At 59.8% G+C, this 26,208-nt stretch carries 30 protein-coding genes and 1 other RNA gene; 16 read left to right on the plus strand and 15 right to left on the minus strand.

What is annotated here, in order from left to right:
• Positions 1-5: 5 nt before the first annotated feature.
• Together ACR0L1_RS02550 and mgtE are read right to left on the minus strand one after the other, a co-directional pair.
• Positions 6-563: a 5-formyltetrahydrofolate cyclo-ligase gene (locus ACR0L1_RS02550; RefSeq protein WP_480856986.1), complete on the minus strand. Its 558-nt coding sequence runs from the start codon at positions 561-563 to the stop codon at positions 6-8.
• Complete coding sequence (gene mgtE / locus ACR0L1_RS02555; protein WP_480549332.1) at positions 560-1,954, minus strand: magnesium transporter; 1,395 nt, start codon at positions 1,952-1,954, stop codon at positions 560-562. Before mgtE ends, ACR0L1_RS02550 begins: the two co-directional genes overlap by 4 nt.
• Positions 1,955-2,095: 141 nt before the next feature.
• Here mgtE and guaD point away from each other — a divergent pair, with 141 nt between their 5' ends.
• Positions 2,096-3,382, plus strand: a complete 1,287-nt coding sequence (gene guaD / locus ACR0L1_RS02560; RefSeq protein WP_480856988.1) for a guanine deaminase — start codon at positions 2,096-2,098, stop codon at positions 3,380-3,382.
• 59 nt (positions 3,383-3,441) lie between these two features.
• Here guaD and ACR0L1_RS02565 read toward each other — a convergent pair whose 3' ends face one another.
• The 3 genes from ACR0L1_RS02565 to ACR0L1_RS02575 form a co-directional block, all read right to left on the minus strand.
• Positions 3,442-4,776, minus strand: coding sequence for an 8-oxoguanine deaminase (locus ACR0L1_RS02565; protein ID WP_480856990.1), 1,335 nt, complete (start codon positions 4,774-4,776; stop codon positions 3,442-3,444).
• Between the two features lie 117 nt (positions 4,777-4,893).
• A complete protein-coding gene (gene hisN, locus ACR0L1_RS02570) occupies positions 4,894-5,685 on the minus strand; it encodes a histidinol-phosphatase (RefSeq protein WP_480856992.1) in 792 nt (263 codons plus the stop codon).
• 44 nt (positions 5,686-5,729) lie between these two features.
• Positions 5,730-6,101, minus strand: a complete 372-nt coding sequence (locus tag ACR0L1_RS02575; protein WP_170769125.1) for a helix-turn-helix domain-containing protein — start codon at positions 6,099-6,101, stop codon at positions 5,730-5,732.
• Positions 6,102-6,435: 334 nt separating this feature from the next.
• On the opposite strand from ACR0L1_RS02575, the gene ACR0L1_RS02580 reads away from it, so the two are divergent.
• On the plus strand, positions 6,436-7,392 hold the full coding sequence (locus ACR0L1_RS02580; RefSeq protein WP_480856994.1) for an NADPH:quinone oxidoreductase family protein: 957 nt from the start codon (positions 6,436-6,438) through the stop codon (positions 7,390-7,392).
• On the opposite strand, the gene ACR0L1_RS02585 is transcribed toward ACR0L1_RS02580, so the two are convergent.
• On the minus strand, positions 7,389-8,270 hold the full coding sequence (locus ACR0L1_RS02585) for a LysR family transcriptional regulator (RefSeq protein ID WP_170769123.1): 882 nt from the start codon (positions 8,268-8,270) through the stop codon (positions 7,389-7,391). The genes ACR0L1_RS02580 and ACR0L1_RS02585 overlap by 4 nt on opposite strands.
• A gap of 127 nt (positions 8,271-8,397) precedes the next feature.
• Here ACR0L1_RS02585 and ACR0L1_RS02590 point away from each other — a divergent pair, with 127 nt between their 5' ends.
• Together ACR0L1_RS02590 and ACR0L1_RS02595 are read left to right on the plus strand one after the other, a co-directional pair.
• The gene (locus tag ACR0L1_RS02590; RefSeq protein ID WP_170769122.1) at positions 8,398-8,607 is read left to right on the plus strand and encodes a DUF1127 domain-containing protein; all 210 of its coding nucleotides are present in this window, start codon (positions 8,398-8,400) and stop codon (positions 8,605-8,607) included.
• 181 nt (positions 8,608-8,788) lie between these two features.
• Entirely contained in the window at positions 8,789-9,559 is a 771-nt protein-coding gene (locus tag ACR0L1_RS02595) for a Bax inhibitor-1/YccA family protein (protein ID WP_170769121.1), read from the plus strand.
• A 139-nt stretch (positions 9,560-9,698) separates the two neighbouring features.
• On the opposite strand, the gene ACR0L1_RS02600 is transcribed toward ACR0L1_RS02595, so the two are convergent.
• The gene (locus tag ACR0L1_RS02600) at positions 9,699-10,205 is read right to left on the minus strand and encodes a hypothetical protein (protein WP_170769120.1); all 507 of its coding nucleotides are present in this window, start codon (positions 10,203-10,205) and stop codon (positions 9,699-9,701) included.
• Positions 10,206-10,411: 206 nt separating this feature from the next.
• Positions 10,412-10,579, minus strand: a complete 168-nt coding sequence (rpmG, locus tag ACR0L1_RS02605; protein ID WP_010441901.1) for a 50S ribosomal protein L33 — start codon at positions 10,577-10,579, stop codon at positions 10,412-10,414.
• A 293-nt stretch (positions 10,580-10,872) separates the two neighbouring features.
• On the opposite strand from rpmG, the gene ACR0L1_RS02610 reads away from it, so the two are divergent.
• Both ACR0L1_RS02610 and ACR0L1_RS02615 read left to right on the plus strand, forming a co-directional pair.
• Positions 10,873-11,508, plus strand: coding sequence for a DUF1326 domain-containing protein (locus tag ACR0L1_RS02610; protein ID WP_170769119.1), 636 nt, complete (start codon positions 10,873-10,875; stop codon positions 11,506-11,508).
• A complete protein-coding gene (locus ACR0L1_RS02615; protein ID WP_480856997.1) occupies positions 11,509-12,351 on the plus strand; it encodes a DUF2182 domain-containing protein in 843 nt (280 codons plus the stop codon).
• Between the two features lie 8 nt (positions 12,352-12,359).
• Here the strand turns inward: ACR0L1_RS02615 and rnpB are convergent.
• The 5 genes from rnpB to gatC form a co-directional block, all read right to left on the minus strand.
• Positions 12,360-12,753, minus strand: an RNA gene (gene rnpB / locus ACR0L1_RS02620) — RNase P RNA component class A.
• Positions 12,754-12,879: 126 nt separating this feature from the next.
• Positions 12,880-13,596 carry an N-acetylmuramoyl-L-alanine amidase gene (locus ACR0L1_RS02625; protein WP_480503231.1) on the minus strand — a complete coding sequence of 239 codons (717 nt, stop codon included), beginning with the start codon at positions 13,594-13,596 and terminating at the stop codon, positions 12,880-12,882.
• Positions 13,547-14,275, minus strand: a complete 729-nt coding sequence (locus tag ACR0L1_RS02630) for a hypothetical protein (protein WP_480503232.1) — start codon at positions 14,273-14,275, stop codon at positions 13,547-13,549. The genes ACR0L1_RS02625 and ACR0L1_RS02630 overlap by 50 nt, the downstream gene beginning before the upstream one ends.
• Before the next feature lie 40 nt (positions 14,276-14,315).
• Positions 14,316-15,803, minus strand: a complete 1,488-nt coding sequence (gene gatA / locus ACR0L1_RS02635; RefSeq protein ID WP_480856999.1) for an Asp-tRNA(Asn)/Glu-tRNA(Gln) amidotransferase subunit GatA — start codon at positions 15,801-15,803, stop codon at positions 14,316-14,318.
• Between the two features lie 3 nt (positions 15,804-15,806).
• Positions 15,807-16,094 carry an Asp-tRNA(Asn)/Glu-tRNA(Gln) amidotransferase subunit GatC gene (gene gatC, locus ACR0L1_RS02640; protein WP_170325838.1) on the minus strand — a complete coding sequence of 96 codons (288 nt, stop codon included), beginning with the start codon at positions 16,092-16,094 and terminating at the stop codon, positions 15,807-15,809.
• A gap of 226 nt (positions 16,095-16,320) precedes the next feature.
• On the opposite strand from gatC, the gene ACR0L1_RS02645 reads away from it, so the two are divergent.
• On the plus strand, positions 16,321-16,479 hold the full coding sequence (locus ACR0L1_RS02645) for a hypothetical protein (protein WP_170769114.1): 159 nt from the start codon (positions 16,321-16,323) through the stop codon (positions 16,477-16,479).
• 123 nt (positions 16,480-16,602) lie between these two features.
• Positions 16,603-17,166 carry a DUF4202 domain-containing protein gene (locus ACR0L1_RS02650; RefSeq protein WP_170769113.1) on the plus strand — a complete coding sequence of 188 codons (564 nt, stop codon included), beginning with the start codon at positions 16,603-16,605 and terminating at the stop codon, positions 17,164-17,166.
• On the opposite strand, the gene ACR0L1_RS02655 is transcribed toward ACR0L1_RS02650, so the two are convergent.
• Positions 17,163-17,813, minus strand: coding sequence for a ceramidase domain-containing protein (locus ACR0L1_RS02655; protein ID WP_480857001.1), 651 nt, complete (start codon positions 17,811-17,813; stop codon positions 17,163-17,165). The two genes, ACR0L1_RS02650 and ACR0L1_RS02655, sit on opposite strands and share 4 nt — an antisense overlap.
• 59 nt (positions 17,814-17,872) lie before the next feature.
• On the opposite strand from ACR0L1_RS02655, the gene ACR0L1_RS02660 reads away from it, so the two are divergent.
• Entirely contained in the window at positions 17,873-18,565 is a 693-nt protein-coding gene (locus ACR0L1_RS02660; RefSeq protein ID WP_480857003.1) for a metal-dependent hydrolase, read from the plus strand.
• Here the strand turns inward: ACR0L1_RS02660 and ACR0L1_RS02665 are convergent.
• Entirely contained in the window at positions 18,555-19,013 is a 459-nt protein-coding gene (locus ACR0L1_RS02665; protein WP_480857005.1) for a nucleoside deaminase, read from the minus strand. The genes ACR0L1_RS02660 and ACR0L1_RS02665 overlap by 11 nt on opposite strands.
• Here ACR0L1_RS02665 and ACR0L1_RS02670 point away from each other — a divergent pair.
• The 7 genes from ACR0L1_RS02670 (at position 19,012) to ACR0L1_RS02700 (ending at position 26,186) form a co-directional block, all read left to right on the plus strand.
• On the plus strand, positions 19,012-19,884 hold the full coding sequence (locus ACR0L1_RS02670) for a pseudouridine synthase (RefSeq protein ID WP_170783955.1): 873 nt from the start codon (positions 19,012-19,014) through the stop codon (positions 19,882-19,884). The two genes, ACR0L1_RS02665 and ACR0L1_RS02670, sit on opposite strands and share 2 nt — an antisense overlap.
• Before the next feature lie 174 nt (positions 19,885-20,058).
• Positions 20,059-20,967 carry a 5-bromo-4-chloroindolyl phosphate hydrolysis family protein gene (locus tag ACR0L1_RS02675; protein WP_480503237.1) on the plus strand — a complete coding sequence of 303 codons (909 nt, stop codon included), beginning with the start codon at positions 20,059-20,061 and terminating at the stop codon, positions 20,965-20,967.
• Positions 20,968-20,997: 30 nt separating this feature from the next.
• Positions 20,998-22,188, plus strand: coding sequence for a toxic anion resistance protein (locus tag ACR0L1_RS02680; protein WP_170788235.1), 1,191 nt, complete (start codon positions 20,998-21,000; stop codon positions 22,186-22,188).
• Positions 22,188-23,150 (plus strand): DUF2927 domain-containing protein, encoded by a 963-nt coding sequence (locus ACR0L1_RS02685; RefSeq protein ID WP_480857160.1) that lies wholly within the window; start codon positions 22,188-22,190, stop codon positions 23,148-23,150. The genes ACR0L1_RS02680 and ACR0L1_RS02685 overlap by 1 nt, the downstream gene beginning before the upstream one ends.
• Before the next feature lie 21 nt (positions 23,151-23,171).
• Positions 23,172-24,320, plus strand: coding sequence for an SPFH domain-containing protein (locus ACR0L1_RS02690; protein WP_170788234.1), 1,149 nt, complete (start codon positions 23,172-23,174; stop codon positions 24,318-24,320).
• A gap of 20 nt (positions 24,321-24,340) precedes the next feature.
• Positions 24,341-25,429 (plus strand): TFIIB-type zinc finger domain-containing protein, encoded by a 1,089-nt coding sequence (locus ACR0L1_RS02695; protein WP_480503240.1) that lies wholly within the window; start codon positions 24,341-24,343, stop codon positions 25,427-25,429.
• A gap of 88 nt (positions 25,430-25,517) precedes the next feature.
• Positions 25,518-26,186: a nitroreductase gene (locus ACR0L1_RS02700; RefSeq protein ID WP_170788232.1), complete on the plus strand. Its 669-nt coding sequence runs from the start codon at positions 25,518-25,520 to the stop codon at positions 26,184-26,186.
• Positions 26,187-26,208 lie beyond the last annotated feature (22 nt).

Raw genomic sequence — 26,208 nt, forward strand, 5'->3', positions numbered from 1 at the left:
CAGCGTTAAAACGTCAGAACCCGGCTTTCCGTGATCACCATGTCCAAGGGCTGATCGGTCGGCTCCAGCGGCAGGCCCTCGGCCTCTTGTGCGTCAAAGGCGAAACCAATGGCCAGTGTCGGGCGTTTGGCGCGCAGTCCCTCCAGCGTGCGGTCATAGAATCCACCGCCATAGCCCAGCCGTCCACCCTGCGCATCAAAGGCCACCAGCGGCACGATCAGGATTTCCGGGTCAAAATAATCGTCGACCTCCGGCACCTTGGCCCCGAAAGGGCCGTCTTTTAGAGCGCCTTCGGGGGTCCAGTGCGAAAACTTCAGCGGCTGCGCGGCAGCTTGGATCACGGGCACGCCGACCGGACCATAGGCCGAAGCCTCGGCCATGGCGGGCAGCGGATCAATCTCGGTGCGGATGGGCATGTAGCCCGAGATCGGCACGCCCCGGTGCCCGGCTATCACTTCGGACAAACGCCCTGCCGCACCGGGAAGTCGCGCGTCAAAGGCAGCCTTTCGACGCGCAAAGGCCGCCTTGCGCGCGGCGGCTTTGATTTCGGTCAGATCGGTCACAGTAGCACCACGCTGGCAAGTCCCAGAAAGATGAAGAACCCCATGACATCCGTTGTCGTCGTCACAAAGGTCCCCGACGCCAGCGCCGGGTCAACGCCCAGACGATCCAGCACCACCGGTACTACCGTACCCGCAAACCCCGCGATCACCATGTTCACGACCAAGGCCGACCCGATCACGACACCCAGCATCGGAGAATCAAACCACATCATCCCAACCGTGCCCAGCACGATGGCAAAACACAGCCCGTTCAGAAGTCCCACCAGCAATTCCCGCCGGATCACCCTCATCACGTTGGCGTTGGTCAGGTCGCGCGTCGCCAGTGCTCGCACCGCGACTGTAAGCGACTGCGTACCTGCATTGCCCCCCATCGAAGCCACGATCGGCATCAGGATTGCCAGCGCCACGAGCTGATCAATTGCTGCCTCGAATTGCGAAATCACCAGCGAGGCACAGATCGCCGTGCACAGATTCACCGCCAACCACGGCAGCCGTCGCTTGCTGGTATCCGCCACACTGTCCGAGATTGAGCTTTCGTCGCTAACCCCAGCCAAACGCAGGATATCTTCCTCGTGCTCTTCATCCAGAACCACCATGGCGTCGTCGATGGTAATGACACCAACCAACCGCCCATCAGCATCCACCACCGGGGCCGAGATCAGGTGGTACTGGTTGAACGCATAGGCCACGTCCTCTTCATCCTGATCGACCGGAATAATGTGCAGCTCTTCATCGGCCAGATCGGCCAGCCGCACTTCGCGGCGCGCCGCCATAAGCTTGCCCAGTGTCACCTGCGCCACAGGTTTCAGGCGCGGATCGACCATGACGACATAGTAGAATTGCTCGGGCAGATCGTCATTGGCGCGCATGAAATCGATGGCCTGACCCACCGTCCAATGTTCGGGCGACATGACCACTTCGCGCTGCATGAGGCGACCGGCCGAGTTCTCGGGGTAAGACAGCGCTTGCTCTGCCGCGATCCGCTCGGAATCCTCCAGCGCGTCCAGAATGGCCTCTTGCTGCGGCTCTTCGAGGTCCTCCAGCAGGTCGACGACATCGTCGCTTTCCATCTCGCGCACGGCGTCGGCGAGAACGTCGGGCTTGAGAATGCCGATGATCTCTTCTCGCACGGCCTCGTCAAGTTCGGACAAGATGTCGCCGTCAAACTCTTTGTCATACAGCCGGATCAGCTGGGCGCGGTCGTACGGGTTGATCTGTTCCAGAAGGTCGGCGATGTCAGCGGCGTGCAGCGGCTCCATAAGCTCAACCAGCTTGTCGCGGTCATCCACATCGACAGCATAAAGAATTGCCGTGATAGCCTTCGGGTCCAGCGCATAAACGTCGTCGTCACTGGTCGACTCGACTTGGGGTTCGTCAATGCCTGTGGTCATGTCTGCCCCCGCTATCCTTCGGTCATTGCCCTTTAAATAGAAGAAGCAGCTACCGGAAAACAATGACAATGCGCCGATTTACCCAGAAGTTTCCCGCGCCTATGCTATTTGACGGTCCCATACAGGCGGAGATGAATGAAAATGGCGCAGAAAACGCTGCTGAAAGGGCGTGTGCTCAGCTTTACTGGTTCCCCGTTCGAGGGCGAGCCAACCGACGCCGTTGAGTTCCGCGAAGCAGTGGTGGTCGAGGGTGGCCATATCGCCGCGGTGGGTGATGCCGATACGCTGCGCTCTGCGCATCCCGACGCGCAGGTGGTCGATCACGGCCAGCACGTGATCATGGCCGGATTTGTGGACGCGCATGTGCACTATCCACAGACCGCGATGATTGCCAGCTGGGGCAAGCGTCTGATCGACTGGTTGAACACCTATACCTTCCCCGAAGAGATGAAGTTCGGCGACCCGACCTATGCCGCCGAAATTGCAAACCGCTATCTGGACCTAACAGCGGCCCATGGCACCACGACGATGTGCAGCTTTTGCACCATTCACCCCGAAAGCGTCGATGCGTTCTTTGCGGCTGCACAAGCGCGCAACCAGCGTGTGGTGGCAGGCAAGACCTGCATGGACCGCAACGCGCCCGAGGGGCTGCGGGACACTGCGAAAACGGCCTATGACCAATCGGAGGCATTGCTAGAGAAATGGCATCGTGTTGACCGTTTAACCTATGCTATCACACCGCGGTTTTCACCGACATCCACGCCTGAACAGCTTGAGGCGATGGGCGCGCTGTGGGCCGAGCACCCTCATTGTCTAATGCAGACCCATCTGAGTGAACAAACGGATGAAATCGCCTGGGTCCGCGAGTTGTTTCCCGAGGCGCGCGACTATCTGGATACTTACGAGAAATTCGGTCTTCTGGGTTCGCATGGGGTCTATGGCCACGTCATCCATCTGGAAGCGCGCGAGCGCGACCGCCTGCGCGAGGTGGACGCGGCGCTGATCCATTGCCCGACCTCGAACACCTTCATTGGCTCGGGCCTGTTCGATATGACCGGATTGATGCATGACGGGCATCGGGTCGGGTTGGCCACGGATACGGGCGGCGGGTCGAGTTTCTCGATGCTGCATACAATGGCCTCGGCCTATGAGATCGGACAACTGCGCGGCGCGCCTCTGCATGCGGCGCAACTGTTGTGGTTGGGCACGGTCGGATCGGCGCGGTCGCTGCGGTTGGACGATCGGATTGGCAATATCGCACTGGGGATGGAGGCGGATCTGGTCGTGCTTGATCTGGCCTCGACCCCGGCCATCGCGCAGCGCGAGGCTTGTGCGGATGATATATGGGAGGCGATCTTCCCGACCATCATGATGGGGGATGATCGCGCCATTGCCGAGGTTTGGATCGGTGGGGCCGCTGTCGCGTGAGGGAATGCGCCTTGCGGCGCATGCCTCCGGCGGAGGTATTATTGAACAGAAGAAGAGTTTCAGCTTTGCAGGGCTCGCGCCAGCGCGTTCTGCCGTTCGATCACACGTGGCAGGTCCAGAGTGGTGATAGCCCCGCCGCGCACGATTTGGCGACCTTCGACGAACAAATGTTTCACCTTCATCGGCCCGGATAGCAACAGCGCCGCCGGGTCCCAACTGCCTGCGCTTTCGATACCGCCTATGTCCCAGATGGCAATATCTGCGCGCTTGCCCGGCGCTAACCGGCCGCAATCGGGGCGGTTGAGGACATCAGCACCGCCTCGGGTTGCGAGTTCAAGCGCCTCGCGGGAGGACATCGCATCCGCGCCATTGGCGACCCGTTGGAGGAGCATGGCCTGTCGCGCCTCGAGCACCAGGCTGCCATTGTCATTGCTGGCCGAGCCATCCGCGCCCAGCCCAACTGGCACGCCGCAATCGCGCATTTTCCGAACCGGCGCGATCCCTGAGCCCAGCCGACAGTTCGAACAGGGGCAATGGGCAACGCCGGTCTGTGTGCGGGCGAAGAGGTCGATCTCGGCGCCGTCCAGCTTGACGCAATGAGCGTGCCACACATCCGGGCCAGTCCAGCCCAGATCTTCGGCGTATTGACCGGGGCGGCAGCCGAATTGCGCTTGGGAATAGGCGATATCCTCATCGTTTTCGGCAAGATGAGTGTGCAGCATCACGCCCTTGTCTCGCGCCAGTACGGCTGTGTCGCGCATCAGGTCACGGCTAACCGAAAACGGAGAGCATGGAGCCAGGCCGACCCGACACATTGCGCCCTCGGACGCGTCATAAAAGGCGTCGACGACGCGGATCATATCGTTGAGGATTGCATCCTCGGTTTCAACCAGCGCATCCGGGGGCAGGCCACCATCGCTTTCACCGATGCTCATCGCGCCACGGGTCGGGTGGAAACGCAGGCCGACCTCGGCAGCGGCGGCGATGGTGTCGTCCAGCCGTGCGCCGTTGGGGTAGAGGTACAAGTGGTCCGAACTAAGCGTACAGCCCGACAGCGCCAATTCGGCCAGCCCAATCTGAGCTGAGGTGAACATTTCATCCGGTCCGAACCGTGCCCAGATGGGGTAGAGCGTTTTCAGCCAACCAAAGAGCAGCGCATCCTGCCCACCGGGTACGGCGCGGGTTAGGGTTTGGTAAAGATGGTGATGTGTGTTCACCAAACCAGGTGTCACCACGCATCCTGTCGCGTCATGGATTTCTCCGGTCGTGGTCAGGCCCTGCCCGATCTGCGCAATCTGGCCATTTTGGATCAGAATATCGGCCCCGCGCAATTCGCGTCGCGTGTCATCCATTGTGAGGATGGTATCTGCGTGTTTGATAAGGATTTCGGTCATCTCGCCCCTCCGTCGCATCAACCCGTCTCATGCTTGGAGAATGCGGGCTGGCGGAAAACGGGCGTAAGAACCAACCGGTCAGAAAATAACCGACCGGGCCGGTCCGGGCAACCGGATTCAGTATTGGCGCAAGATATCCAGCGCAGCGGCGTGCAGATCGGCATTGGCCGCTGCCAGAGCGCGACCGCCGTTGTGGGCGGGACCACCCTGCCAGTCGGTGACGATGCCGCCAGCCGCCTCAATCACGGCTATGGGTGCCTGGATGTCATAGGCTTGCAAACCGGCCTCGATCACCAGATCCACCTGCCCGGCGGCCAGCAAGGCATAGGCGTAGCAATCCATGCCATATCGCGTGAGGCGCGCGTGCCGCGCCACGGCCTCGAACCCGGCGCGTTCTTCCGGGGTGCCGACCTCGGGGAAAGTGGTAAACACGATGGCCTGAGCCAGCGAGGTTGTCGCCCGCGTGTCCAAAGGCCGGGTTCCCGTGGGTCCGCTGACCTGCGCAATATCGACCGAGCCCACGAACCGTTCACCAATATATGGCTGATCAATGACCCCCATGGTCGGCCCGTCAGCGCTGCTGAGCGCAATCAGAACACCCCATGTGGGCGTCCCGCTGATGAACCCGCGCGTGCCGTCGATCGGGTCCAAGACCCAGGTTCGGCCGCTGCTGCCCGGCACCTGACCGAATTCTTCCCCCAAAATCCCGTCATCAGGGCGATGTTTGGCCAGAATGTCGCGCATTACACGCTCGGCCTCACGATCGGCGATCGTCACCGGATCGAACCCCTGTGACAGCTTGTTCGAGGTTTCCAGATTTGCTTGGCGGAAAAACGGAAGAATGGCCGCGCGCGCTGCGTCGGCCATTTCTTCTGCTACGTCCAGATCGGTCAGAATAGGCTGTGTCATGCGCTACCCGTGCGGGGCACACGCATCAAAGTCAACCCGCTTAATCAGGCAACGTCGCTGAGAACACGCGCCAGTTCGAACAGTCGACGGCGCTGGTTTTCCGGGATCGCATAGTAGGACCGAACCAGATCCAACGCCTCTTTGTCTCCCATCAGATCAGCAGGCACCGATTTTTTGCTTGAGGTTTCCTTCTCAGCCTCTTCCAAACCTTCGAAGAAAAAGCTGACCGGAACATCCAGCGCTTCGGCGATGTCCCACAAACGCGACGCACTGATGCGGTTCGCACCCGTTTCGTATTTCTGAATCTGCTGGAACTTGATACCAACTTGCTGCGCCAGTTGCTGCTGGGTCATTCCAATCAGCCAGCGGCGATGCCGGACGCGCTTGCCCACATGGACATCGACGTGATGGGTCATTGGTATTCTCCTCTACTACACAACTAACGGGGACGTGCGATATATTTCATCATCGCATAACTAACGAGCAGTTCTTAACCGCTCACTAAGTTGGAACATGCCCCCAAATCAGCACCATAGCGCACTATTGCCCTATTTGCGTTTTTTTTCAAGAAGGTTGAGTAAGATTTCAAGGGTAAGGATTTGTGGTTGTGCGATGCGCACACATAATACCTCTATGTTTATTGCATTATGTATATATTAGCGTTCGTGCCAGTTTTTTGCGCGCAAGGTCACTGATTGACAATTCAACCAGAAAACGAATCTACTCCGCCCAAAATCACGGAGCACCTTTATGCTGGCCTACAGAATCTCATCGAAAGGCGCGGACGCTCAGCTGTGCGATATCGCGCTCCCTGACCCCGGTCCGGGGCAGATTCGCGTCGCCATCAAGTCCTGCGGTCTGAACTTCGCGGATCTGCTGATGCAGAAGGGCACCTATCAGGACACCCCCTCAGCCCCCTTCACGCAAGGGATGGAAATTTCTGGTGTTGTCGATCAGCTTGGCCCGGATGTGACAACCTTGTCCGTAGGGGATCGTGTGGCTGTCTATTCAGGTCAGGGCGGTTTGGCGGAATTTGGGGTGTTCGACGCAGATCGTGCGATCCCCCTACCCGCTTCGACGAGCTTTGAGGACGCCGCCGCCATCCAAATTGCATATGGAACCAGTCACATTGCGCTGGATCACCGCGCCCGATTGCAGCCGGGTGAAACCTTGCTGGTCACAGGGGCTGCTGGTGGCGTCGGATTGACGGCTGTCGAAATCGGCAAGTTGATGGGGGCCACGGTGATTGCGCAGGCGCGCGGGGCGGAAAAGCTGGAGGTCGCGCGCACCGCAGGAGCCGATCACCTGATTGACGCCTCCGAAGATCTTCGGTCGCGCGTGAAGGAATTGGGTGGCGCCGATGTGGTCTATGACGCCATCGGCGGCGACGTGTTTCAGGCCGCCTTTCGTGCCACTAATCCCGAGGGCCGTCTGCTGCCCATCGGGTTCGCGGGCGGCGACGTGCCACAAATCCCCGCCAATCACCTTCTGGTCAAGAACTTGACTGTCATCGGCTTTTACATCGGCGGCTATCTGAGATTCCGCCCTCAGATCGTGCAGGACAGCTTCGCCACCCTATTTCGCTGGCATTCGGAGGGGAAAATCAAACCCCATATCAGCCATACCCTGCCCCTGACCGAGGCCGCGCAAGGCCTGCAACTGCTGAGGGACCGTGCGGCCACAGGCAAGGTCGTCATCACACCCTAGCCCGCGACAGCCTTCAACGGTGTCCCCGCCATGATGCGGAAATTCTGTCGTACCAGCGCCGCCAGGGCTTCGATGATTTCCCCGCGACCCGAGTCGCCGCCGTAAAGGTTGATCATTTGAACCGGTAGATCGGGAAGAGCGCCGCCCGATTCGATCAGCTCAAGATGGGCGGCCTCAGTGCCTTCCAGCATGGCCGAGACAGCCAGATCGGCGCTGACCGTGGCCTCGATGGTGCGGTCATCTTCGGAATCAACGGCCAGTTCCCAGGGAATATCGGCTCCGTCCAGTGCGCTGATGACCTTGGGCCGAAACAGACAGCGTCGCCCCTCAGCCAAGGGGATCGGTCGCTTGCGCCATGCCGACCCACCCGGCGCGCCAACCCAGCGCAGAGGCAATTCGGCAATCGTTTCTGCCCCTTCCGCGGCGTTTGATTCCGTCGTCAGGATCAGATCGCATTCGCCTTTCCTATACATCTCTTTCAACTGCATCGAAAAAGACGAGAACAACTGCACCTTCACGCGTGGGAAATCAGCGTTGAATCGCTTCAGAACCCTTGGAATCGCGGGGTAAACGATGTCGTGCGGCACACCCAGAACGACCTCGCCCTCGAACGCCTGATCGGTGAGCTTCGAGATCACCTCGTCATTCAACGCAATCATGCGGCGTGCATAAGCCAGCAGTTGCTCCCCCGATGCCGTCAGCGCAATCGTGCGTCCGCTGCGGTCCAGCAACTCAAGCCCCAGCAGTTCCTCCAGCCGTTTCAACTGCATCGAAACCGCAGATTGCGTCAGGTGCAAAAAACCGGCTGCCCGCGTTACGCCGCCTTGATCGGCAACGGCCACGAATGAGCGCAGAGTGGTGATGTCCAGATTTCGCATCTTCACGATCCCTTATGTGTTCCGTCAAAACTATTCATTTTTAAAATGTGTCACATCGGGACATATAGATCAAGGAAGTTGATGGGAATTCAAAAACCCATCGGAAACGAAAGAAAGGACAATACCTATGACCCAGATTGCGCTGACATCCCGCTGCAAACCGCATCGCAGGTTTTCCGTTTTGACTCTGTTGGACGCCTTATCCCTGCTTCGCCAGCGCCACAAGCTGGCCCGATTGGACGACCGCGCATTGAAAGACATCGGTATCACCCGCGAACAAGCCGAAGCCGAGGCTGCTCGCCCCATTTGGGATGCGCCGGATTTCTGGCAAAAGTGATTTCTGAATGTATCTTTTTCTCATCAATGGCGACCCGCGTCAGCAGGTCGCCATTTTTGTTGCGTGTTTTAGCCAGTTTCCAGCGTTAAACTCTTGAAACACAGCCCCCACTTGCCGATATTTGCGGGGAAGGCGTCTCGCTTGCAGACGCACCAAAGAATTAACGAAGGGAGACCCTTTTATGGCACAATTTGACACGATCCGGACGGCGGCCGGCGCGCGCGCTGCCCAGATTGACGAGGGCCTGCGCGCCCATATGAACAAAGTCTACGGCACCATGTCCGTGGGCATGCTGATTACTTTTGCTGCTGCATGGGCGATTGCCGGCATGGCTGTATCCAGCGTTCCGACCGAATATCAGATCAGCGCGAACACGTATCTGACCCAATTCGGCGCGACCTTGTTCACATCGCCCCTGAAATGGGTGATCATGTTTGCCCCGCTGGCTTTTGTGTTCGGCTTTGGCGCAGCAATCAACCGTCTGTCGGCAGCAGCGGCTCAGCTGGTGTTCTACACCTTCGCCGCAGTGATGGGTATTTCGATCAGCTGGATTTTCCTGGTCTTCACCGGTCAGTCGATCATCCAAGTCTTCCTAATCACCTCGATCGCCTTTGCCGGCCTGTCGCTGTATGGCTATACGACCAAAAAAGACCTGTCGGCCATGGGCACATTCCTGATCATGGGCGTGATCGGCCTGATCGTTGCGTCCGTTGTGAACATCTTCATCGCCTCGTCGGCCATCGCGTTCGCAGTTTCCGTTCTGGGTGTCCTGATCTTCGCAGGCCTGACCGCGTATGACACGCAGAACATCAAGACAACCTACCTGCAAATGGCCCATTCGGGCGATCAGGAATGGTTGGGCAAGGCCGCAATCATGGGCGCGCTGAGCCTGTATCTGGACTTCATCAATATGTTCATGTTCCTGCTGCAACTGTTCGGCAACCGCGAATAAGCAACCGATACACATCAAACAAAGGGCGGGTTATTGACCCGCCCTTTTTCATTTGCGCCTGAAGATCCAAGGCCTATCGGGCAAAAGAAAAAGCCCCCACCCAGATGGGCGAGGGCTTTGGAGTTCTCTCAGACCGGGATCAGCTACAGTTCAACGCAACCGCGAAGCCCGAGCTGCGCGAGGACGAACCTTTGCGGAATACGTCTCCGGCGGGTAGGCATCCGGTGAACTGTTCGGCGTTCCGGCCAAAGGCGGCACCGATTTCGTTGTCCACGCGAGTGCTGTTGTTAGCTGTACGCAGCACGCCATAGGGCGTGCCATTCACATTGACCGTGCTTAGGAACAAGTTGGTACCCGAGCCATTCAGAACAACCGCGTTGCTATCTCCGCGCCCGCCATTGTCGATTGCGACGCGCGCGACTTTCTGGGCTTCAGTCTCGCCTGTCGACACCGAGACCGGCGTCAATTCCGCCAGATCAGCTGGGATGTTCCGCGACTCGGGAACAAATGCGACAGTGCCCGGCACGTCCGAGGATGTCCGGGGCTCTCCGCTAAGGCCAGCAAAGCCGACGCCCTGACGGTTATAGAGATCTTCGCAGCCCGCAAGGGCCAGAACGGTGATTGTGGATAACAAGATTTTTTTCATGACGGCCAACATTTTGGAACGGTTAGCTGAAGCGTATGGGCAAGGTGTCCCAAAAAGCAACCCGCACCTCACTCGAATGCGCAGGTGGCTGATGCGCCGCTGCAACGGACAGGTGCTGACCTCAGCGCAACTGGATGCCGATCGAATATGAAAAAAGGGCTGCGCAGTAGCGCAACCCTTTTAAACTGTCCAAGCGGATCGGCAGATTACTTGATCTTGCCTTCCTTGTACTCGACATGCTTCCGAGCGACCGGATCGTATTTACGAATGGTCATTTTTTCGGTCATGGTGCGCGCGTTCTTTTTGGTCACGTAGAAGTGGCCCGTGCCCGCGGTCGAGTTCAGACGGATCTTGATTGTCGTCGGCTTCGCCATGGTTATCTCCTGCGTCCGGAAAGGCAGGGGCCTTTCGGTTGAATTCCTATGAGCGTGCGCTTTTACCCGGTCGCGCAGCCGAGTCAACCGGAATCGGGCTGAATTGCGCAGTTTTCCAATCGAGTTTCCGACAACAAGCCTGCCCTCGTTTGGCGAGATCACGGTTCCGTGATAGTGTGCATCCAGTTTGTCAAACCAAGACGTCGGAAATCGACGCGACAGTTGAGGCACAGATCTGACGGCAACCCCTGACCGAGTAGTTCTTTTTTGTGCAAATTTACTTGGGGGCAATCATGACAGAATGGACAATTCAGGCTGAAGAGCTGGCCAATTGCAACTGCAATTTCGGCTGCCCGTGCCAGTTCAGCGTTCTTCCCACCCATGGCAACTGTGAAGCTGTTGTCGTCTATGACATTGAGTCCGGCCATTACGGCGACACTGACCTTGCAGGGGTCCGCGCCGCTGGCGTGTACTACTGGCCCGGCCCGATTCACGAAGGCAACGGTCAGATGCAGTTGATCATCGACGAAAGCGCCAGCGACGCGCAACGTGCGGCTTTACAAGCCATCATGACCGGTCAAGACACGGACGAAATGGCGACCTTCTGGTATGTTTACAGCGCCATGGCACCGACCAAACATGAGACGCTGTATCTGCCCATCGAACTGGACTGGTCGCGTGAGGACCGCACAGGCTATGCTAAGGTGAAAGGTATTTTCGACCTGAATGTCAGGCCGATCCCCCATATCGTTTCAGGTCAACCGCACCGTGCGGCGATCCAGCTGCCCAACGGGTTCGAATACCGACACGCAGAATCAGCCTCGGGCACGACCACCACCCATGGGGGTGAGATCAGCCTGAGCTTTGATGCGACCCATGCCCATCTGGCGCATCTGAATATCTCGGGCCATGGCGTTCTGGGCGCTTAGATGAAACCCAATCCATCTGCACCCACGCCTGGGGTGGTCGAGCAAGTGCTGCGTCGTGACGGCAGTATCGTGCTGTTCTGCGTTCTGATGATCGTGCTGTTTGCCTGTTGGTATACGGTTGCGGGCATCGGCATGAACATGACAGCGGTTGATATGACCGCGATGGCCGGACCGATCGGCACTCCGATGCAAATGGGCGGCGAGGTTCATTGGTCCCTAAGCTATGGCATTCTGATCTTCCTGATGTGGTGGGTCATGATGGTTGCCATGATGACACCCAGCGCGGCACCAACGGTGCTGCTGTATACGGCGATCAAACGAATGGGATCTGAGCAGGCGCGCTCAACCCGGCTGAGCCTTTTGTTTCTAAGTGGGTATCTCGTCGCATGGGCCGCCTTCAGTATGCTCGCAACCGGCAGCCAATGGGGGTTGGAGCAGATCGGCCTGTCGGACGGGCCGATGATGACGATCCGGTCCGAGGTCTTTGCAGGTACTGTTTTGCTGGCCGCTGGTCTCTATCAGCTTTCCAGCCTCAAGACGGCCTGTCTGCGCCATTGCCGCAGTCCGGCGCGGTTTCTGGCCGACCACAACCGCCCAGGCCCCTATGGCGCGTTTCGGGTCGGCGTGTTGCATGGGCTTTACTGTCTGGGGTGTTGCTGGGCGTTGATGCTGCTGCTGTTCGTTGGCGGCGTGATGAACCTCTATTGGATCGCCGGTATCGCGCTTTATGTGGGCTTGGAGAAACTACTTCCCCAGGCGCGGTGGTTGGTCCCGGCAACCGGGGTTGCGCTTATCATCGCCGGTATCTGGGTGATCGGGCGTGGGGTCTTGCCGCTTGCTTAGAGCGGAATATGCGCGGAGGGCCTGTAAGCCGGATCTTGTTCCGGGGTTGCCCCCTTCGATGACCATTCCTCTGGGCCGTGCATTGCTGCGCGGCTCAAGCTGCCAACCCGGTCCCTCTGGGCCAAGACAGGCTTAGCGGCGGTATCGGCGGACGCCGACCGGCCCGCGCGGGGACCCTATTTGGCATTGCTCCCGGTGGGGCTTGCCGTGCCGCCCCTGTTGCCAGCGGCGCGGTGGGCTCTTACCCCACCGTTTCACCCTTACCACACGCGTGTGGCGGTCTGATTTCTGTGGCGCTTTCCGTCGGGTTGCCCCGCCCGGGCGTTACCCGGCACCGCTGTCTTGTGGAGTCCGGACTTTCCTCTCGGGCCCTTGGGCCCCAGCGGCCATCCGGCCCTCCGCGCATGGGATGGGTTAGGCGTTGGGCCCAGCGGCGTCAAGAGTTGATCGGTAGGTAGAAGGGGCCAGCCCCTTCTTGGCCTGCGGCCAATTCAACCCCGGGATATTTTTGGCCAGATGAAGGGCGGATCATGCGCTAGCGGCAGGCGGCATCAACGGAATGAAGTCTTCGGAGGTCAGGGGTCCGGTCGCCCAGGGGCGGTATCTGAGGCGGATTGTTGACAGGATAGTTTTGTCATCCGCGTCTGCGGTGTATCCGGCCGCTTGCGCGCAGGCGCGAAAGGACGCCGGCGAGGTGTCTTGCGGGGGTGCGCTGTTGCCGCGGCTGGCGGCAAGCGCTTGGCGTTCCAACCTTAGCCAGTCGAACCGGGGGCCGGGGTCGATTTTGCGGCCCGGAGCCATGTCGGAATGACCAATAATGCCGGTTTCGGGGATATTCCAGCGGGTCATGATGGCAGGTAACAGGGCCTCAAGCGAGGTCATCAGCGGATCGGAAAAAGGGTGATCGCCGCGATTGTCCAATTCGATCCCAATGGAGCGCGAGTTTATGTCGCTTTGCCCCATCCACTCCCCCGCGCCCGCATGCCACGCACGGTCTGTTTCCTGCACCATGTGCCAGAGCGTTCCGTCTGCGCCGATCAGGTAGTGGGCCGAGACCTCGTATTGCGGATCGCACAGGCGGGTCAGCGCGGCTTGCGCGCTGCTCATCGCTGTATAGTGCAGGACGATCAGGCTGGGTTTCAGGCTATCCCGTCGCGGACCAAAGTTGGGCGACGGATGCCAGATCGGGCTCAGCTCAGTTTGCGACGGCACTGCGGAACGGGCTTGGGTCCCAGCTGCATGCATAGCCATCCCCATCCGGGTCCAGACCCTTGCGGTCGCGTTGCGGGCCGCCGTTGGCCAAGAACTCGATCTGCGCTTGATCCGCCGAGGGGAACTTGGCGCAGTTGCGCTGCGCTTTGGCTTGCAGGTTGAACCCCGCCCGGCTGTAGAGCTGTGTTCCGACCGGGTTGGATGTATTCAGCGCATATTGGACGATATTAGGCTGTCCGTCGGTGCCACGCTGCGGGACCGCGGTGGGGGCGACCACTTCGTAGGTCTGGCGGTTTTGCTCGATCCGGGCCGCGTCCGATTCGATCGTGCGTCGGTCGGATACAGCGGCGAAATCCTGTTCGTCAGAGATGGTGTTATTGCTTGGGATCGCGGTTTGAACCGGGGCCGTCGTGGCCGGATCAAAGCCGCCCACTGGCTGCGCATTGGACGTACTGGCCAAGGCTGCCGCCGTGGCCGAGGCCAAGTCGGCATTTTCACCTATCGGGGGCAGCGCGGAGCCCGGTGCTCCCAGAGCCTGTTCAGACACATCTACGGGACCGGTCAGCGGGTTGCCCGTATATCCCTGCCCCGTCAGCGCGGCCTCGCGCTGTGCTTGATAGGAGGGTGTGTTGAACCCGGCGCCCTGAATGGGGGCCACCGTATTGCAGGCGGTTACAAGCCCGAGTGCGGGGATCAGAAGCGTGATGCGCATCCTGCTGCTCCGTGTTGCGATGTCTTGCCTTGGCCCAGAGCTACCACCATTTGCCCGGCTTGGCCACAAAGCCTGCCGCGTTTTCCAGCGCGTAGGCCTTATTAAGCAGATCACCCTCTTCCCAAGGGCGACCGATCAGTTGCAGACCCAGCGGCAACCCTTGCGCATCCAGTCCGGCGGGGACTGAAACACCCGGAAGACCGGCGAGATTCACGGTGACGGTGAAGACGTCGTTCAGATACATCTGGACCGGATCGGCCTCGGTCATCTCGCCAAGACCAAACGAGGCCGAAGGGGTGGCTGGGGTCAAGATCGCATCGACACCTGCGGCGAAGACGTCTTCAAAGTCTTTCTTGATCAGGGTGCGAACACGACGTGCGCGGTTGTAATAGGCGTCGTAGAAACCAGCCGACAGCACATAAGTGCCGATCATCACGCGGCGCTGTACTTCGTGGCCAAAACCCTCGGCGCGGGTTTTCTCGTACATCTCGGTGATGCCATCGCCTTGCGCCAGATGCGCGCGGCGGCCATAGCGGACACCGTCATAACGGGCGAGGTTCGAGGACGCCTCGGCCGGAGCAATCACGTAATAGGCTGGCAGCGCGTATTTCGTGTGCGGCAGCGAGATGTCAGCGATCTCGGCCCCCGCGGCCTTGAGCATCTCGGCGCCATCGGCCCAAAGCTTTTCGATCTCGGCGGGCATTCCGTCCATGCGGTATTCTTTCGGAATACCGATCTTTTTACCTTTGATATCGCCGGTCAGCATCGCTTCGAAGTTGGGTACGGCCAGCTCGGCGCTGGTTGAATCCTTGGGGTCATGGCCACACATGGTTTCCAGCATGATCGCCGCATCGCGCACGTTCTTGGTCATCGGACCGGCCTGATCCAGCGAGGAGGCAAAGGCCACGATGCCCCAGCGCGAGCAGCGGCCATATGTGGGTTTGATGCCGGTGATGCCAACAAAAGCGGCAGGCTGACGGATCGAGCCGCCGGTATCGGTGCCGGTTGCCGCCAGACAAAGGTCGGCAGCCACAGCAGACGCCGAACCTCCCGACGAGCCGCCAGGTGTCAGTTGCGCGTCGTCATTGCCGCGCCGCCACGGGCTGACCGCGTTTCCGTAGACCGAGGTTTCGTTGGACGAGCCCATGGCGAATTCGTCCATGTTCAGCTTGCCCAGCATCACGGCACCGGCATCGGCCAGTTGCTGAGACACAGTGGATTCGTATTCCGGCTTGAAGCCTTCCAGAATCTTCGAGGCCGCCTGCGAGGGCACGCCCTTGGTGCAGAACAGATCCTTGATGCCGATCGGCAGACCACACATGGAAGGCGCGTCGCCTTCCTTGATGCGTGCGTCCGCGGCCTTGGCGCGCTCCAGCGCGATCTCGGGCGTTTTGTGGACAAAAGCGTTCAGCGCGTCGGCGTCATCAATCGCTTTCAGGCAGGATTCGGTCAGCTCGACCGAGGTTAGGTCACCCTTGCGCAGCGCGTCGCGGGCCTCGGCCAGGCCCAGTTTGTTCAGATCGCTCATGTCTTACTCCACCACTTTGGGGACTGCGAAAAAGCCCTCGCGCGCGTCGGGGGCATTGGCCAGAACCTTGTCCTGCTGGTTTCCGTCGGTGACCACATCTTCGCGCCGTTTCAGGCGCATCGGCTCGACCGAGACCATGGGCTCGACGCCTTCGACATCCACTTCGTTCAGTTGCTCGATGAACCCAAGGATGGTGTTGAACTCGGACGCCAGCGCGGGCAGCGCGTCATCCTCGACCTTGATCCGGGCCAGTTTGGCCACCTTGGCGGCGGTGCTTTGGTCAATCGACATCGGAAAACCTCTTGTGCGTTAGGGGGCATTTACCCGTCTGATGCCCCGGTCGCAAGAGCGGCAGAGGCCTGTTTTCCCCTGTCCCGGCCCAGACGGCGCCCTTGCGCCATCAATTCCGCATAGCTGTCATGCAAAAAAGTAAACCAATTAGTTCATTTTTACTCTTGAAAAACTAAACTGTACTGTTCATTTCATTTACACGGAAACGCAATATCGGAGAAAGACGATGAAAACGTTCATGACCGCCCTTGTACTGGCCTCGACCGTTCTGGCCGCCCAAGCACAGGCATTCGGGCCGACCATGGACAGCCTGACTCGCGACCTGAACTTCCCCGAAACGGTCGCAGAGCCTGTCTCGCAAGACAAAACGAAGGTTGGTAAGTGATATGACCCCTTCGTCCGGGTCGGGAACTCCTCCTCCCGACCCGGGTTTTTACAATCATGTGCTGCGCTTAGCGTGATGACGCGTTACGATGCTCGAAAGATGTCTCATCCGACGGAGCCCCCGATGACCACCCGCAAGCAAGCCGTTCTGGACGCAATCGACGCGGCCAATACCCAAGACCCCACCCTTGAAGACGGTCAGCCGGCCGCATTGCTTTATGGCCAGCGGATGAGCGCCGAGCTGGACCGGCTGTTCCCTGACGCATCAGACCCGTTGCAGATCGCCGCGCGTGGACAGCATGTCGAGCGGTGGAAACTGGCGCGCAGCGAATACCCCGAAGGGCGCACGGGTTATCTGACCTGGCGCAAGGCACAAGCCGAACATCATGCCGAGGTGGTGGCCGGTCTCATGGAGCTTAGCGAATATGGTGCAGACGACATCGACGCGGCCCGGCGGATGCTGCGCAAACAAGGCATCAAGCGCGATGCCGAGGTTCAAGCGCTGGAAGATGTGATCTGTTTCGTCTTCCTAAAGTGGTACTTCGCGCCTTTTGCCGAAAAACACTCTGCCGAGAAAATCCAGAGCATAGTCGAAAAGACTGCCCGCAAGATGTCGGCTGAGGGTCGCGCGCGGGTATTGGGCGAATTCGACCTGCCCGCTGACCTAGCCGACGCCTTTCGGGGTTAAGCCATGCGGGTCATGTGCCTGCGGTAGACCTCGATCATCCAGCCCAGCATGGTGGCGTTCAGGATATGCCACATGAAATGTGTGCCCAACGGCAGGTGGCCGCAGATCGGTTCATCCAGTGCGCGGAACGTAATCGAGGCGATCAGGATGGCTGCGCCGATGGCTAGCCCCTTGGCCGTGCCGGGGGCGCGATTGCGCAGCAGATAGGCATAGATCAGAATCAGCAACGGAACCGGAGCATAAGCCGCAGACCCACCAAGCCCCGGCACCAGTTGGAACACCGGGATTGTCGCTGCGGCATAGGGGATGAACAACGCGGTGACGAGCGCGGCAATAAGCGGTCGCATCTGCCAGACATCACGGTTGACGGCAAAGATATAGACCAGAATATACAACAGGATCGGCACAATATCCGCCATGGCGGCCCAGACCTGTGCATGAGTGTGAAACAGATAGCTACCCACGCCGATCGCCGCCAAAATCGCCACCAGCACCATTGCCAGCGCCATCCCCTGCCTACGCACCCGACGCCACATGATGAAAGCGGCAATCAGAAAGGCTGCGTTGGTCACGGCGTTTATGGGCTCGGCCCAATAGGCGGGCGACACGCGCTCGCAATAGCTGTCAATTTCCTGAAACCAGTCCATAGAATTTTACATAGCCGATGCTAGGGTAAAGCCAACAGTCTGATCGGGAGGAATTATTCATGAATATCATTTGGCTGGGCCACGGCAGTTTCCGCATCGAAACCGGAGGACAAGTGCTGCTGCTCGACCCGTGGCTGACCGGAAATCCGGTTCTGCCCGAAGACCAGCACGACGCGGCGCTGGATGATGCGACACATATCCTGCTGACACATACGCATTTCGACCATGTGGTTGATGTTGTCTCACTGGCAAAGCGCCTCAAGATTCCGGTGGTCGGCCAATACGATCTGATGGGGTATTGGAGCGAAGCTGAAGGGATCGAGACCGTTGGCTTCAACAAAGGTGGCACGGTCAATCTGAACGGCGTGATGGTGTCGATGGTTCCGGCCTCACACAGCTCGACCTTTTCCACTCCCGACGGCCTGCGTACCGGTGGCAGCGAAGTTGGGTTCATGATCGCGGGCGATGGTCACATGCTCTATGTGTCGGGGGACACGGACATCATGGCCGATATGGACTGGATGGGCGATTATTATAAACCCGATATTGGGATCCTGTCAGCGGGTGGGCATTTCACTATGGATATGAAAGGCGCTGCTTATGCCGCGCAGCGGTATTTCAACTTCAAAACCGTGATTCCCTGCCACTACAAGACCTTCCCGATCCTGGAACAATCTGCCCAGACGCTGATCGAAGGACTGCCCGGTGTCGATGTAATTGAACCCGAGGTGATGAAACCTATCACGCTTTAGGACCACGTCGCGTGGCAAAGAAGGTCTTCAGCAAGTCGGCGGCCTCTTGCCCCGCGATACCATCGTAAACCTCGGGCGCGTGATGCGCCTGAGGATGCGTGAACACACGCGCCCCATGCGCCACCCCGCCCGATTTCGGATCGGCCGCGCCATAGTAAATGCGCCGGATACGCGCCGCAGACAAAGCGGCAGCGCACATCGCGCAAGGCTCCAGCGTCACATAGAGGTCATGATCGGGTAGCCTCTCGGACCCCACCTCAGCACAAGCCGCACGCAGAGCCAGAATCTCGGCATGCGCCGTTGGGTCGTTTAGTTCGCGCGTGCGGTTGCCCGCCGCAGCCACCACTTGGTCGCCCTGCACGATGACAGCGCCCACCGGAACCTCTCCACGATCGGCAGCTGCGCGGGCCTGTTCCAGCGCGATGTTCATAAAGGACTTGAAAGTCATGCCTCTGACTGCATCAGAAACCTGTCTTTCGCAAGCCGGCGGGATGCGCTATGGGCTGCGGATGACCAAAACCCCTCCTCCCGGCGACCGGATCGCCAAAGTGCTTGCCCGCGCGGGCGTCGCCTCGCGCCGTGAAGCTGAACGCATGATCGAAGCCGGTCGTGTGACCGTGAATGGCAAGGCCATCACCAGCCCCGCCTTGAATGTCACCAGCAAGGACCGGATCACTGTGGATGGCAAGCCGGTGTCCGAACCGGAACCCTCGCGCCTGTGGCTGTATCACAAGCCCTCCGGATTGGTGACGACAACGCGCGATGAAAAGGGTCGCGCGACGATCTTCGACAACCTGCCCGAGGACATGCCCCGCGTCATGAGTGTCGGGCGGCTGGACTTGAATTCCGAAGGCTTGCTGCTGCTGACCAATGATGGCGGCATCAAGCGCAAGCTGGAACTGCCCTCAACTGGCTGGCTGCGCAAATACCGCGTGCGGGTGAACGGTCGCCCCAAGGACGAAGATTTTGCCCCTTTGCGCAAGGGCTTGGTGATCGACGGTGAGCGCTTCCTGCCCATGGATGTCTCGCTGGACCGCCAGCAGGGCGCCAATGCCTGGCTCACCATCGGGCTGCGCGAAGGCAAGAACCGCGAAATCCGCCGCGCGATGGAAGATATCGGCTATGCCGTGAACCGCTTGCTGCGTGTGTCTTACGGCCCGTTTCAGCTGGGCAATCTAAAGCCGGGCGAGGTCGAGGAAATTCGCCGCCGCGTCATGCGTGACCAGCTTGGACTGGATCCCGCACCCGAAGCCCCGGTCAAACGCCCGACCAGACCTCAGCGAAACAGGCCACCGGTCGGCAAGAAATCACGCAAGTGACGCGGGTTAGGCAACCTTCCCCCTAGCGCCAAGGCCCCTCATGCCCTAAATTTTCCGTGAGCATTGTCATTGGGGGCTCTCATGTCCGGCACCGGAGTACAGAAACTGGCCTATGCCGCCCTTTTGGCGCTGTTATTTGGTGTTTGCACCGGCCTTCTAGGGGGGCTGTAGACCATGGCCAAAAGATTTGGCGGAAAATACAGCCCGTCAGGTGACGCATCCACGTCGGAGAGCGGGTCGCGCGGGCAGTTCGACGGCGCACGGGTTGAACCTGCCGGTGCGCGCGCCAATCTGTTGTTTCTACCCGCCATCCCATTGGTGTTTTTGTCCCTGAACGATGGTGCCATCGGCATGACCGTCGGGTTGATCGCCGCCGCAACCCTGACCGGAGCTGCCTTCTTACTGCGCGAAGGGCTGCGGGCCGAGGCCGCCTATAACGCGCGCCGCACAGCGCGGCGTCCGGCGATTCCGCGAAAGATCTTTGCCAGCGTCCTGACTGGGCTTGGCACAGCGCTGGCCGCCTACCGCTCGGAACTGGTGGATGCAGCGGCTCAGGCGAGCTTACTCGCCCCCGTTCTTTTCGGAGCAGCCGCGACAGCACTGCACGCGGTGTCCTTTGGACTTGACCCGCTGAAAGACAAAGGGATGGAGGGGGTCGATACCTTCCAGCAAGATCGCGTGGCGCGGGTTGTGGAAGATGCTGAAAAGCACCTGACCGAGATGACCGACGCCATTAAGCGCGCAGGCGACCGCCGGATCGAGGCGCGGGTCGAGCAATTTCAGGACACCGCCCGCGACCTGTTTCGTACGGTCGAGGATGACCCGCGTGACCTGTCGGGCGCGCGCAAATATCTGACCGTCTATTTGCAAGGCGCACGGGATGCGACCGTCAAATTTGCCGATGTCTATGCCCGCACGCGGGATGCGCAGGCGCTGGCCGATTTCACGGCCCTGCTGGACGATCTGGAGCAAAATTTCGCTGCTCGAACCCGCAAGATGCTTTTGGATGACCGCAGCGATCTGACGGTTGAAATTGACGTGCTGCGCGAACGGTTGCAGCGCGAAGGCGTCCGGTTGAAATGATCAGCCGGATTTTTTGAGAAAGGATTTCCCATGTCCGACGACATTAAGAACAAGGCGGTTGAAGCCGAAACACTGGTACAAGAGGTCACCGCTGTTACCCTGCCCGAACCCCAGTCCGAAGTTGTCCCGCTGGAAGAAGCGGACGATCCGGTCAAGGCCGAAATCCGCACCCGCATGGATGAGATCGATATGGACAACACGAACTCGATAGTTTCCTTCGGATCGTCGGCGCAGGCGGAATTGCAAGAGATCAGCCAGGCGATGCTGGCCGACGTGCGCAACAAGGATGTGGGCCCCGCTGGTGACAGTTTGCGCAACATCGTTACCACGATCCGAGGTTTTTCCGTCAGCGAGTTGGACGTGCGCCGCGAACGCAGCTGGTGGGAAAAGCTGATGGGCAAAGCTGCTCCGTTCGCCAAGTTCACCGCCCAGTATGAAGAGGTTCAGGGGCAGATCGACCGCATCACCGACGACCTTTTGGCGCACGAACATACGCTGCTGAAAGACATTAAATCCCTCGATCTACTCTATGAAAAGACACTGGGCTTTTACGACGAGCTGGCGCTTTACATTGCGGCAGGCGAGGAAAAGCTGACCGAGCTGGACAGCCATGATATCCCCGAAAAAGAGGCCGCCGTCCAGGACGCGCCGGAAGACGAACAGGTCATGCGCGCGCAAGAACTGCGCGACCTGCGCGCCGCACGGGATGATCTGGAACGCCGCGTGCATGACCTGAAACTGACCCGGCAGGTAACGATGCAGTCCCTGCCTTCGATCCGGTTGGTGCAAGAAAACGACAAGTCCTTGGTGACTAAGATCAATTCGACCTTGGTGAACACCGTACCGCTGTGGGAAACGCAGTTGGCGCAAGCTGTCACGATCCAACGCAGCGCCGAGGCGGCCTCGGCCGTGCGTGAGGCCAACGACCTGACCAATGAATTGCTTACTTCGAACGCGGCCAATCTGCGCCAGTCAAACAAGATGATCCGCGAAGAGATGGAACGCGGCGTGTTCGACATCGAAGCTGTGAAACAGGCCAATGCCGATCTCATCGGCACCATCAACGAAAGCCTCGCCATCGCGGATGAGGGCAAGGCGAAACGCGCTGCCGCCGAGCAGGAATTGCAGAAGATGGAGACCGAGTTGCGCGACACGCTGGCCGCCGCTAAGGCCCGCAAGGATGGGATCGGCGACAATGCCGGTACCGCCGTACCGGGCTGATTCGCGTGACCCTACGCGCCCTGGTCAAACCTGCTCTTGGGCTGGCTGCGTTGCTGGCCCTGGCCAATTGTGACGAGGCCCTAACCACGTCTGTGGCACCGCAAGCCCCTGCGGCACCGGCGCTCCCTGCGGCCAATGCCTATGTGCCGCCCTCAGCGGCCAGTCAGGATCTGGCCCGGTTCTATCAGCGGGTCGAGGGCGATCTGCTGACCCGAGGGATGCTGCGCATTGACGGCGGCGGGCCCGATACGCCCTATGACGCGGACGATCTGGCGCGCAATTTCGAGGCTATTGCCTTTTACAGCGAATATCCCGACCACACGGTGACGATCCGCAGCCCGCAAACGGACGGGCGTCTCAGCCGTTGGGCAGGCCCGGTGCGCATACAGTCTGAATTTGCCCCTTCGGTGGCCCCAGACACACGCGTGGCCGATGCGGCACTGGTCGATGCTTTTGCCACACGGCTGGCGCGGGTGACGGGGCATCCAATTTCGGTCGTGACGCGCAAACCCAACTTCCATGTCTTCTTTGCGGGTAAGGATGACAGTGCCTATGTGGTCAAACGCCTGAAAGAGCTGGTGCCGGGGATCAGCGCGCCGCTGCTGGATCTGGTGGCCAATCCGCGTTCGAATATCGACTGTCTGGTTTTTGCCTCGCAAACCCCGAGTGCGCCTTTCAAATTCGTGCGCGCGGTCACGCTGATCCGGGCCGAGCTGCCGGATCTGACCCGGCTTAGCTGCATTCATGAAGAGATCGCGCAAGGTTTGGGTCTGTCTAATGACAGCCCAGCGGCGCGACCGTCGATTTTCAACGACGACGACGAATTCGCGCTGTTGACCAGCCATGACGAGAAACTTTTGACCATGCTTTATGATCCGCGCCTGAAACCCGGCGTGTCCGCCGAAGACGCGCACCCCGTGGTGCGGATCATTGCGCGTGAATTGATGGGCCAGCCGCTTTAGGCCCAAGAAAAGGAGACCCCAATGGGCATTTTCGATTTTCTGACCGGAGAATTCATTGACGTCATTCACTGGGTCGACGACACCCGCGACACCATGGTCTGGCGGTTCGAGCGTGAAGGCCACGAGATCAAATACGGCGCCAAGCTGACAGTGCGCGAAGGTCAGGCCGCCGTTTTCGTGCATGAGGGGCAGCTGGCAGATGTGTTCACCCCGGGTCTTTATATGCTTGAGACCAACAACATGCCGATCCTGACGACCTTGCAGCATTGGGATCACGGCTTTCAATCTCCGTTCAAGTCCGAGGTCTATTTCGTCAACACGACCCGGTTCAACGACCTGAAATGGGGCACCAAGAACCCGATCATGCTGCGCGACCCCGAGTTCGGACCCACGCGCATTCGGGCTTTCGGTACCTATACGGTTCGGATCAAGGACCCCGCAAAGTTCATGGTCGAGATTGTGGGCACAGATGGCGAATTCACCATGGATGAGATCAGCTTTCAGATCCGCAACATCATCGTGCAGGAATTCAGCCGCGTGATTGCGGGCTCGGGCATTCCGGTTCTGGACATGGCCGCCAACACCGCCGATCTGGGTAAACTGATCGCCGCCGAAGTCTCGCCCGTGCTGGATGGCTATGGGCTGGAGATGCCTGAGTTTTACATCGAGAACATCTCATTGCCGCCGGCGGTCGAGGCGGCGCTGGATAAGCGAACCTCAATGGGGTTGGCGGGCGATCTGGGCAAGTTCACCCAGTATTCCGCAGCCGAGGCTATGACGGCAGCTGCCAACAACCCTAGTCAGGGCGGCGGCATGGGCGCGGGTCTTGGCATGGGAATGGGAATGGCCATGGCGCAGCAGATGTCAAACATGGCAGCGGGTCAGCCGGGCGGCCCGTGGGGCAGTTCCGCCCCCGCTGCCCCGCAACCCTCGGCGCATGTGACACCCCCGCCTCCGCCGCCGGTCGAGCATGTCTGGCATATCGCCGTGGATGGTCAAACCAGCGGACCGTTTTCCAAAGCCAAGATGGGTCGCATGGCCGCTGACGGAGAGCTAACGCGCGACACCTACGTCTGGACCGCCGGTCAGGATGGCTGGAAAAAGGCCGGTGACGTGCAGGAGCTGGCGCAGCTGTTCACGATCCTGCCGCCCCCACCGCCGGGGGCGTGAATTTTTCGTAGGGCTGTTAAATGACAGAAGAACACCGTTTCCCCTGTGACCAATGCGGCGCGGATTACCGTTTCAACCCGACCGACGGATCCCTGACCTGCGACCATTGCGGCCATTCCGAGGCCATCGGCGCAGGACCGTGGGGCGGGGCCAGTCTGAAAGAACTGGATTTCGACGCCGCCATCGCCGACCGCTTGCCTGACAGCGAGATCGAGGAAACCCGCGTTCTGTCCTGCCCGAACTGCGCCGCTCAGGTCGAGTTTGATCCAGACACCCACGCGGCGGAATGCCCGTTCTGTGCGACGCCGGTGGTGACGGATACCGGCGTGAACCGACATATCAAGCCGCGCGGCGTTCTGCCCTTTGCACTGGAGGAACGCGCCGCCCACGCTGCCATGACCGAATGGTTGGGCCGGCTGTGGTTTGCGCCCAACGGGTTGAAAGACTATGCCCGCAAGGGGCGTAAGATGCAGGGAATTTATGTACCCTACTGGACCTTTGACGCGGACACCAAATCCTCTTATCGGGGTGAGCGGGGCACGGTTTACTATGAAACCCGAACGGTCATGCGCGACGGCAAGCGCGTGCAGCAGCGGGTGGCCAAGGTGCGGTGGTCGCCGAAATCCGGCCGTGTCGCGCGGTTCTTTGACGATGTGCTGGTTTTGGCGTCTCAATCCTTGCCCAAATCATATACCGACGCCTTGGAACCATGGGATCTGCCCGCGCTTGAACCTTACCAGCCTGAGTATCTGGCTGGATTTCGGGCAGAGGCCTACACGGTCGAGCTGCGTGAAGGCTATGGGCAGGCCCGCGCGCATATGGCCCGCGTGATCGAACGCGACGTGCGGTTTGATATCGGCGGCGACCGTCAGCGCATCCATGCGGTCGACACCGATGTGCGCGATGTCACCTTCAAACATATCCTGCTGCCGGTCTGGATGGCCGCGTATAAGTTCCGGGGCAAGACCTATCGGTTTGTCGTGAACGGCCGCACTGGGCGCGTTCAAGGCGAACGCCCCTGGTCTGCGATTAAGGTCACGATTGCTGTTACACTGGGCCTGCTGGTTGCGGCCGGGGTCGGTTACTTGGTGGCAACGGGCCAGCAATAGCAAACAACCGGGTCGGTGTTTTAATCGCTTGAACATCCCAAGCGCAGGCGTCATCTTGCGCGTCGTCAACACCGAAGGGGAGGTCAGTGTGACGCTATCCGATCTGAACAGATTGCTGGACCAGCGCCATTCCTGCCGTGCGTTTCGCTCCGATCCCGTTCCGAAAGAGCAGATCGAACAGATCCTGACCAGCGCAGCCCGCGTGCCCAGCTGGTGCAATGCGCAACCCTGGCAGGTCACTGTCACCAGCGGGGCTGAAACCGACGCCTTCCGCAAGGCGTTGCAAGACGAGGTTCAAACTGCCTCACACGAACCCGACCTGCCGTTCCCGACCTCTTATTCCGGCGTCTATCGGGACCGCCGACGCGAATGTGGCTGGGCGCTGTACGAGGCAGTCGGGGTACAGCGCGGCGACCGCGCCGCATCTGCCGAACAGATGATGCAGAATTTCGCGCTGTTTGGTGCGCCGCATTGCGCGATCATTTCAAGCCCGCTCGAGCTTGGATCTTACGGCGCGCTGGATTGTGGCGGGTTCGTTACCGCATTCACCCTTGCGGCGCAGGCCTTGGGGGTGGCGACCATTCCACAGGCGGCACTGGCCAGCTATAGCCCGTTCCTGCACCGTTATTTCGATATTGCCGACGACCGCTTGATCCTGTGTGCGATCTCGTTTGGCTATGCCGACACCGATCACCCCGCAAATTGCTTCCGAACCACCCGCGCCGCCCCCGAGGCATTTGTGAACTGGGTCGGGTAATCGCGATACTAATACCTACGGA

This window comes from Ruegeria sp. J8 (assembly GCF_056531925.1).

Bases quoted from the DNA above. Each gene is read 5' to 3' on its own strand.
- ACR0L1_RS02600 (WP_170769120.1), bottom strand. From the start codon at position 10,205: ATGAAAAAAATCTTGTTATCCACAATCACCGTTCTGGCCCTTGCGGGC.
- ACR0L1_RS02630 (WP_480503232.1), bottom strand. From the start codon at position 14,275: ATGCGCATCACGCTTCTGATCCCCGCACTCGGGCTTGTAACCGCCTGC.
- ACR0L1_RS02575 (WP_170769125.1), bottom strand. From the start codon at position 6,101: ATGACCCATCACGTCGATGTCCATGTGGGCAAGCGCGTCCGGCATCGC.
- ACR0L1_RS02645 (WP_170769114.1), top strand. From the start codon at position 16,321: ATGAAAACGTTCATGACCGCCCTTGTACTGGCCTCGACCGTTCTGGCC.
- ACR0L1_RS02650 (WP_170769113.1), top strand. From the start codon at position 16,603: ATGACCACCCGCAAGCAAGCCGTTCTGGACGCAATCGACGCGGCCAAT.
- mgtE (WP_480549332.1), bottom strand. From the start codon at position 1,954: ATGACCACAGGCATTGACGAACCCCAAGTCGAGTCGACCAGTGACGAC.
- rpmG (WP_010441901.1), bottom strand. From the start codon at position 10,579: ATGGCGAAGCCGACGACAATCAAGATCCGTCTGAACTCGACCGCGGGC.
- ACR0L1_RS02665 (WP_480857005.1), bottom strand. From the start codon at position 19,013: ATGACTTTCAAGTCCTTTATGAACATCGCGCTGGAACAGGCCCGCGCA.
- ACR0L1_RS02595 (WP_170769121.1), top strand. From the start codon at position 8,789: ATGGCACAATTTGACACGATCCGGACGGCGGCCGGCGCGCGCGCTGCC.
- gatA (WP_480856999.1), bottom strand. From the start codon at position 15,803: ATGAGCGATCTGAACAAACTGGGCCTGGCCGAGGCCCGCGACGCGCTG.
- gatC (WP_170325838.1), bottom strand. From the start codon at position 16,094: ATGTCGATTGACCAAAGCACCGCCGCCAAGGTGGCCAAACTGGCCCGG.
- ACR0L1_RS02580 (WP_480856994.1), top strand. From the start codon at position 6,436: ATGCTGGCCTACAGAATCTCATCGAAAGGCGCGGACGCTCAGCTGTGC.
- ACR0L1_RS02690 (WP_170788234.1), top strand. From the start codon at position 23,172: ATGGGCATTTTCGATTTTCTGACCGGAGAATTCATTGACGTCATTCAC.
- ACR0L1_RS02660 (WP_480857003.1), top strand. From the start codon at position 17,873: ATGAATATCATTTGGCTGGGCCACGGCAGTTTCCGCATCGAAACCGGA.
- ACR0L1_RS02675 (WP_480503237.1), top strand. From the start codon at position 20,059: ATGGCCAAAAGATTTGGCGGAAAATACAGCCCGTCAGGTGACGCATCC.
- ACR0L1_RS02590 (WP_170769122.1), top strand. From the start codon at position 8,398: ATGACCCAGATTGCGCTGACATCCCGCTGCAAACCGCATCGCAGGTTT.
- ACR0L1_RS02565 (WP_480856990.1), bottom strand. From the start codon at position 4,776: ATGACCGAAATCCTTATCAAACACGCAGATACCATCCTCACAATGGAT.
- ACR0L1_RS02585 (WP_170769123.1), bottom strand. From the start codon at position 8,270: ATGCGAAATCTGGACATCACCACTCTGCGCTCATTCGTGGCCGTTGCC.
- ACR0L1_RS02610 (WP_170769119.1), top strand. From the start codon at position 10,873: ATGACAGAATGGACAATTCAGGCTGAAGAGCTGGCCAATTGCAACTGC.
- ACR0L1_RS02695 (WP_480503240.1), top strand. From the start codon at position 24,341: ATGACAGAAGAACACCGTTTCCCCTGTGACCAATGCGGCGCGGATTAC.
- ACR0L1_RS02625 (WP_480503231.1), bottom strand. From the start codon at position 13,596: ATGCATGCAGCTGGGACCCAAGCCCGTTCCGCAGTGCCGTCGCAAACT.
- ACR0L1_RS02655 (WP_480857001.1), bottom strand. From the start codon at position 17,813: ATGGACTGGTTTCAGGAAATTGACAGCTATTGCGAGCGCGTGTCGCCC.
- ACR0L1_RS02615 (WP_480856997.1), top strand. From the start codon at position 11,509: ATGAAACCCAATCCATCTGCACCCACGCCTGGGGTGGTCGAGCAAGTG.
- guaD (WP_480856988.1), top strand. From the start codon at position 2,096: ATGGCGCAGAAAACGCTGCTGAAAGGGCGTGTGCTCAGCTTTACTGGT.
- ACR0L1_RS02680 (WP_170788235.1), top strand. From the start codon at position 20,998: ATGTCCGACGACATTAAGAACAAGGCGGTTGAAGCCGAAACACTGGTA.
- hisN (WP_480856992.1), bottom strand. From the start codon at position 5,685: ATGACACAGCCTATTCTGACCGATCTGGACGTAGCAGAAGAAATGGCC.
- ACR0L1_RS02670 (WP_170783955.1), top strand. From the start codon at position 19,012: ATGCCTCTGACTGCATCAGAAACCTGTCTTTCGCAAGCCGGCGGGATG.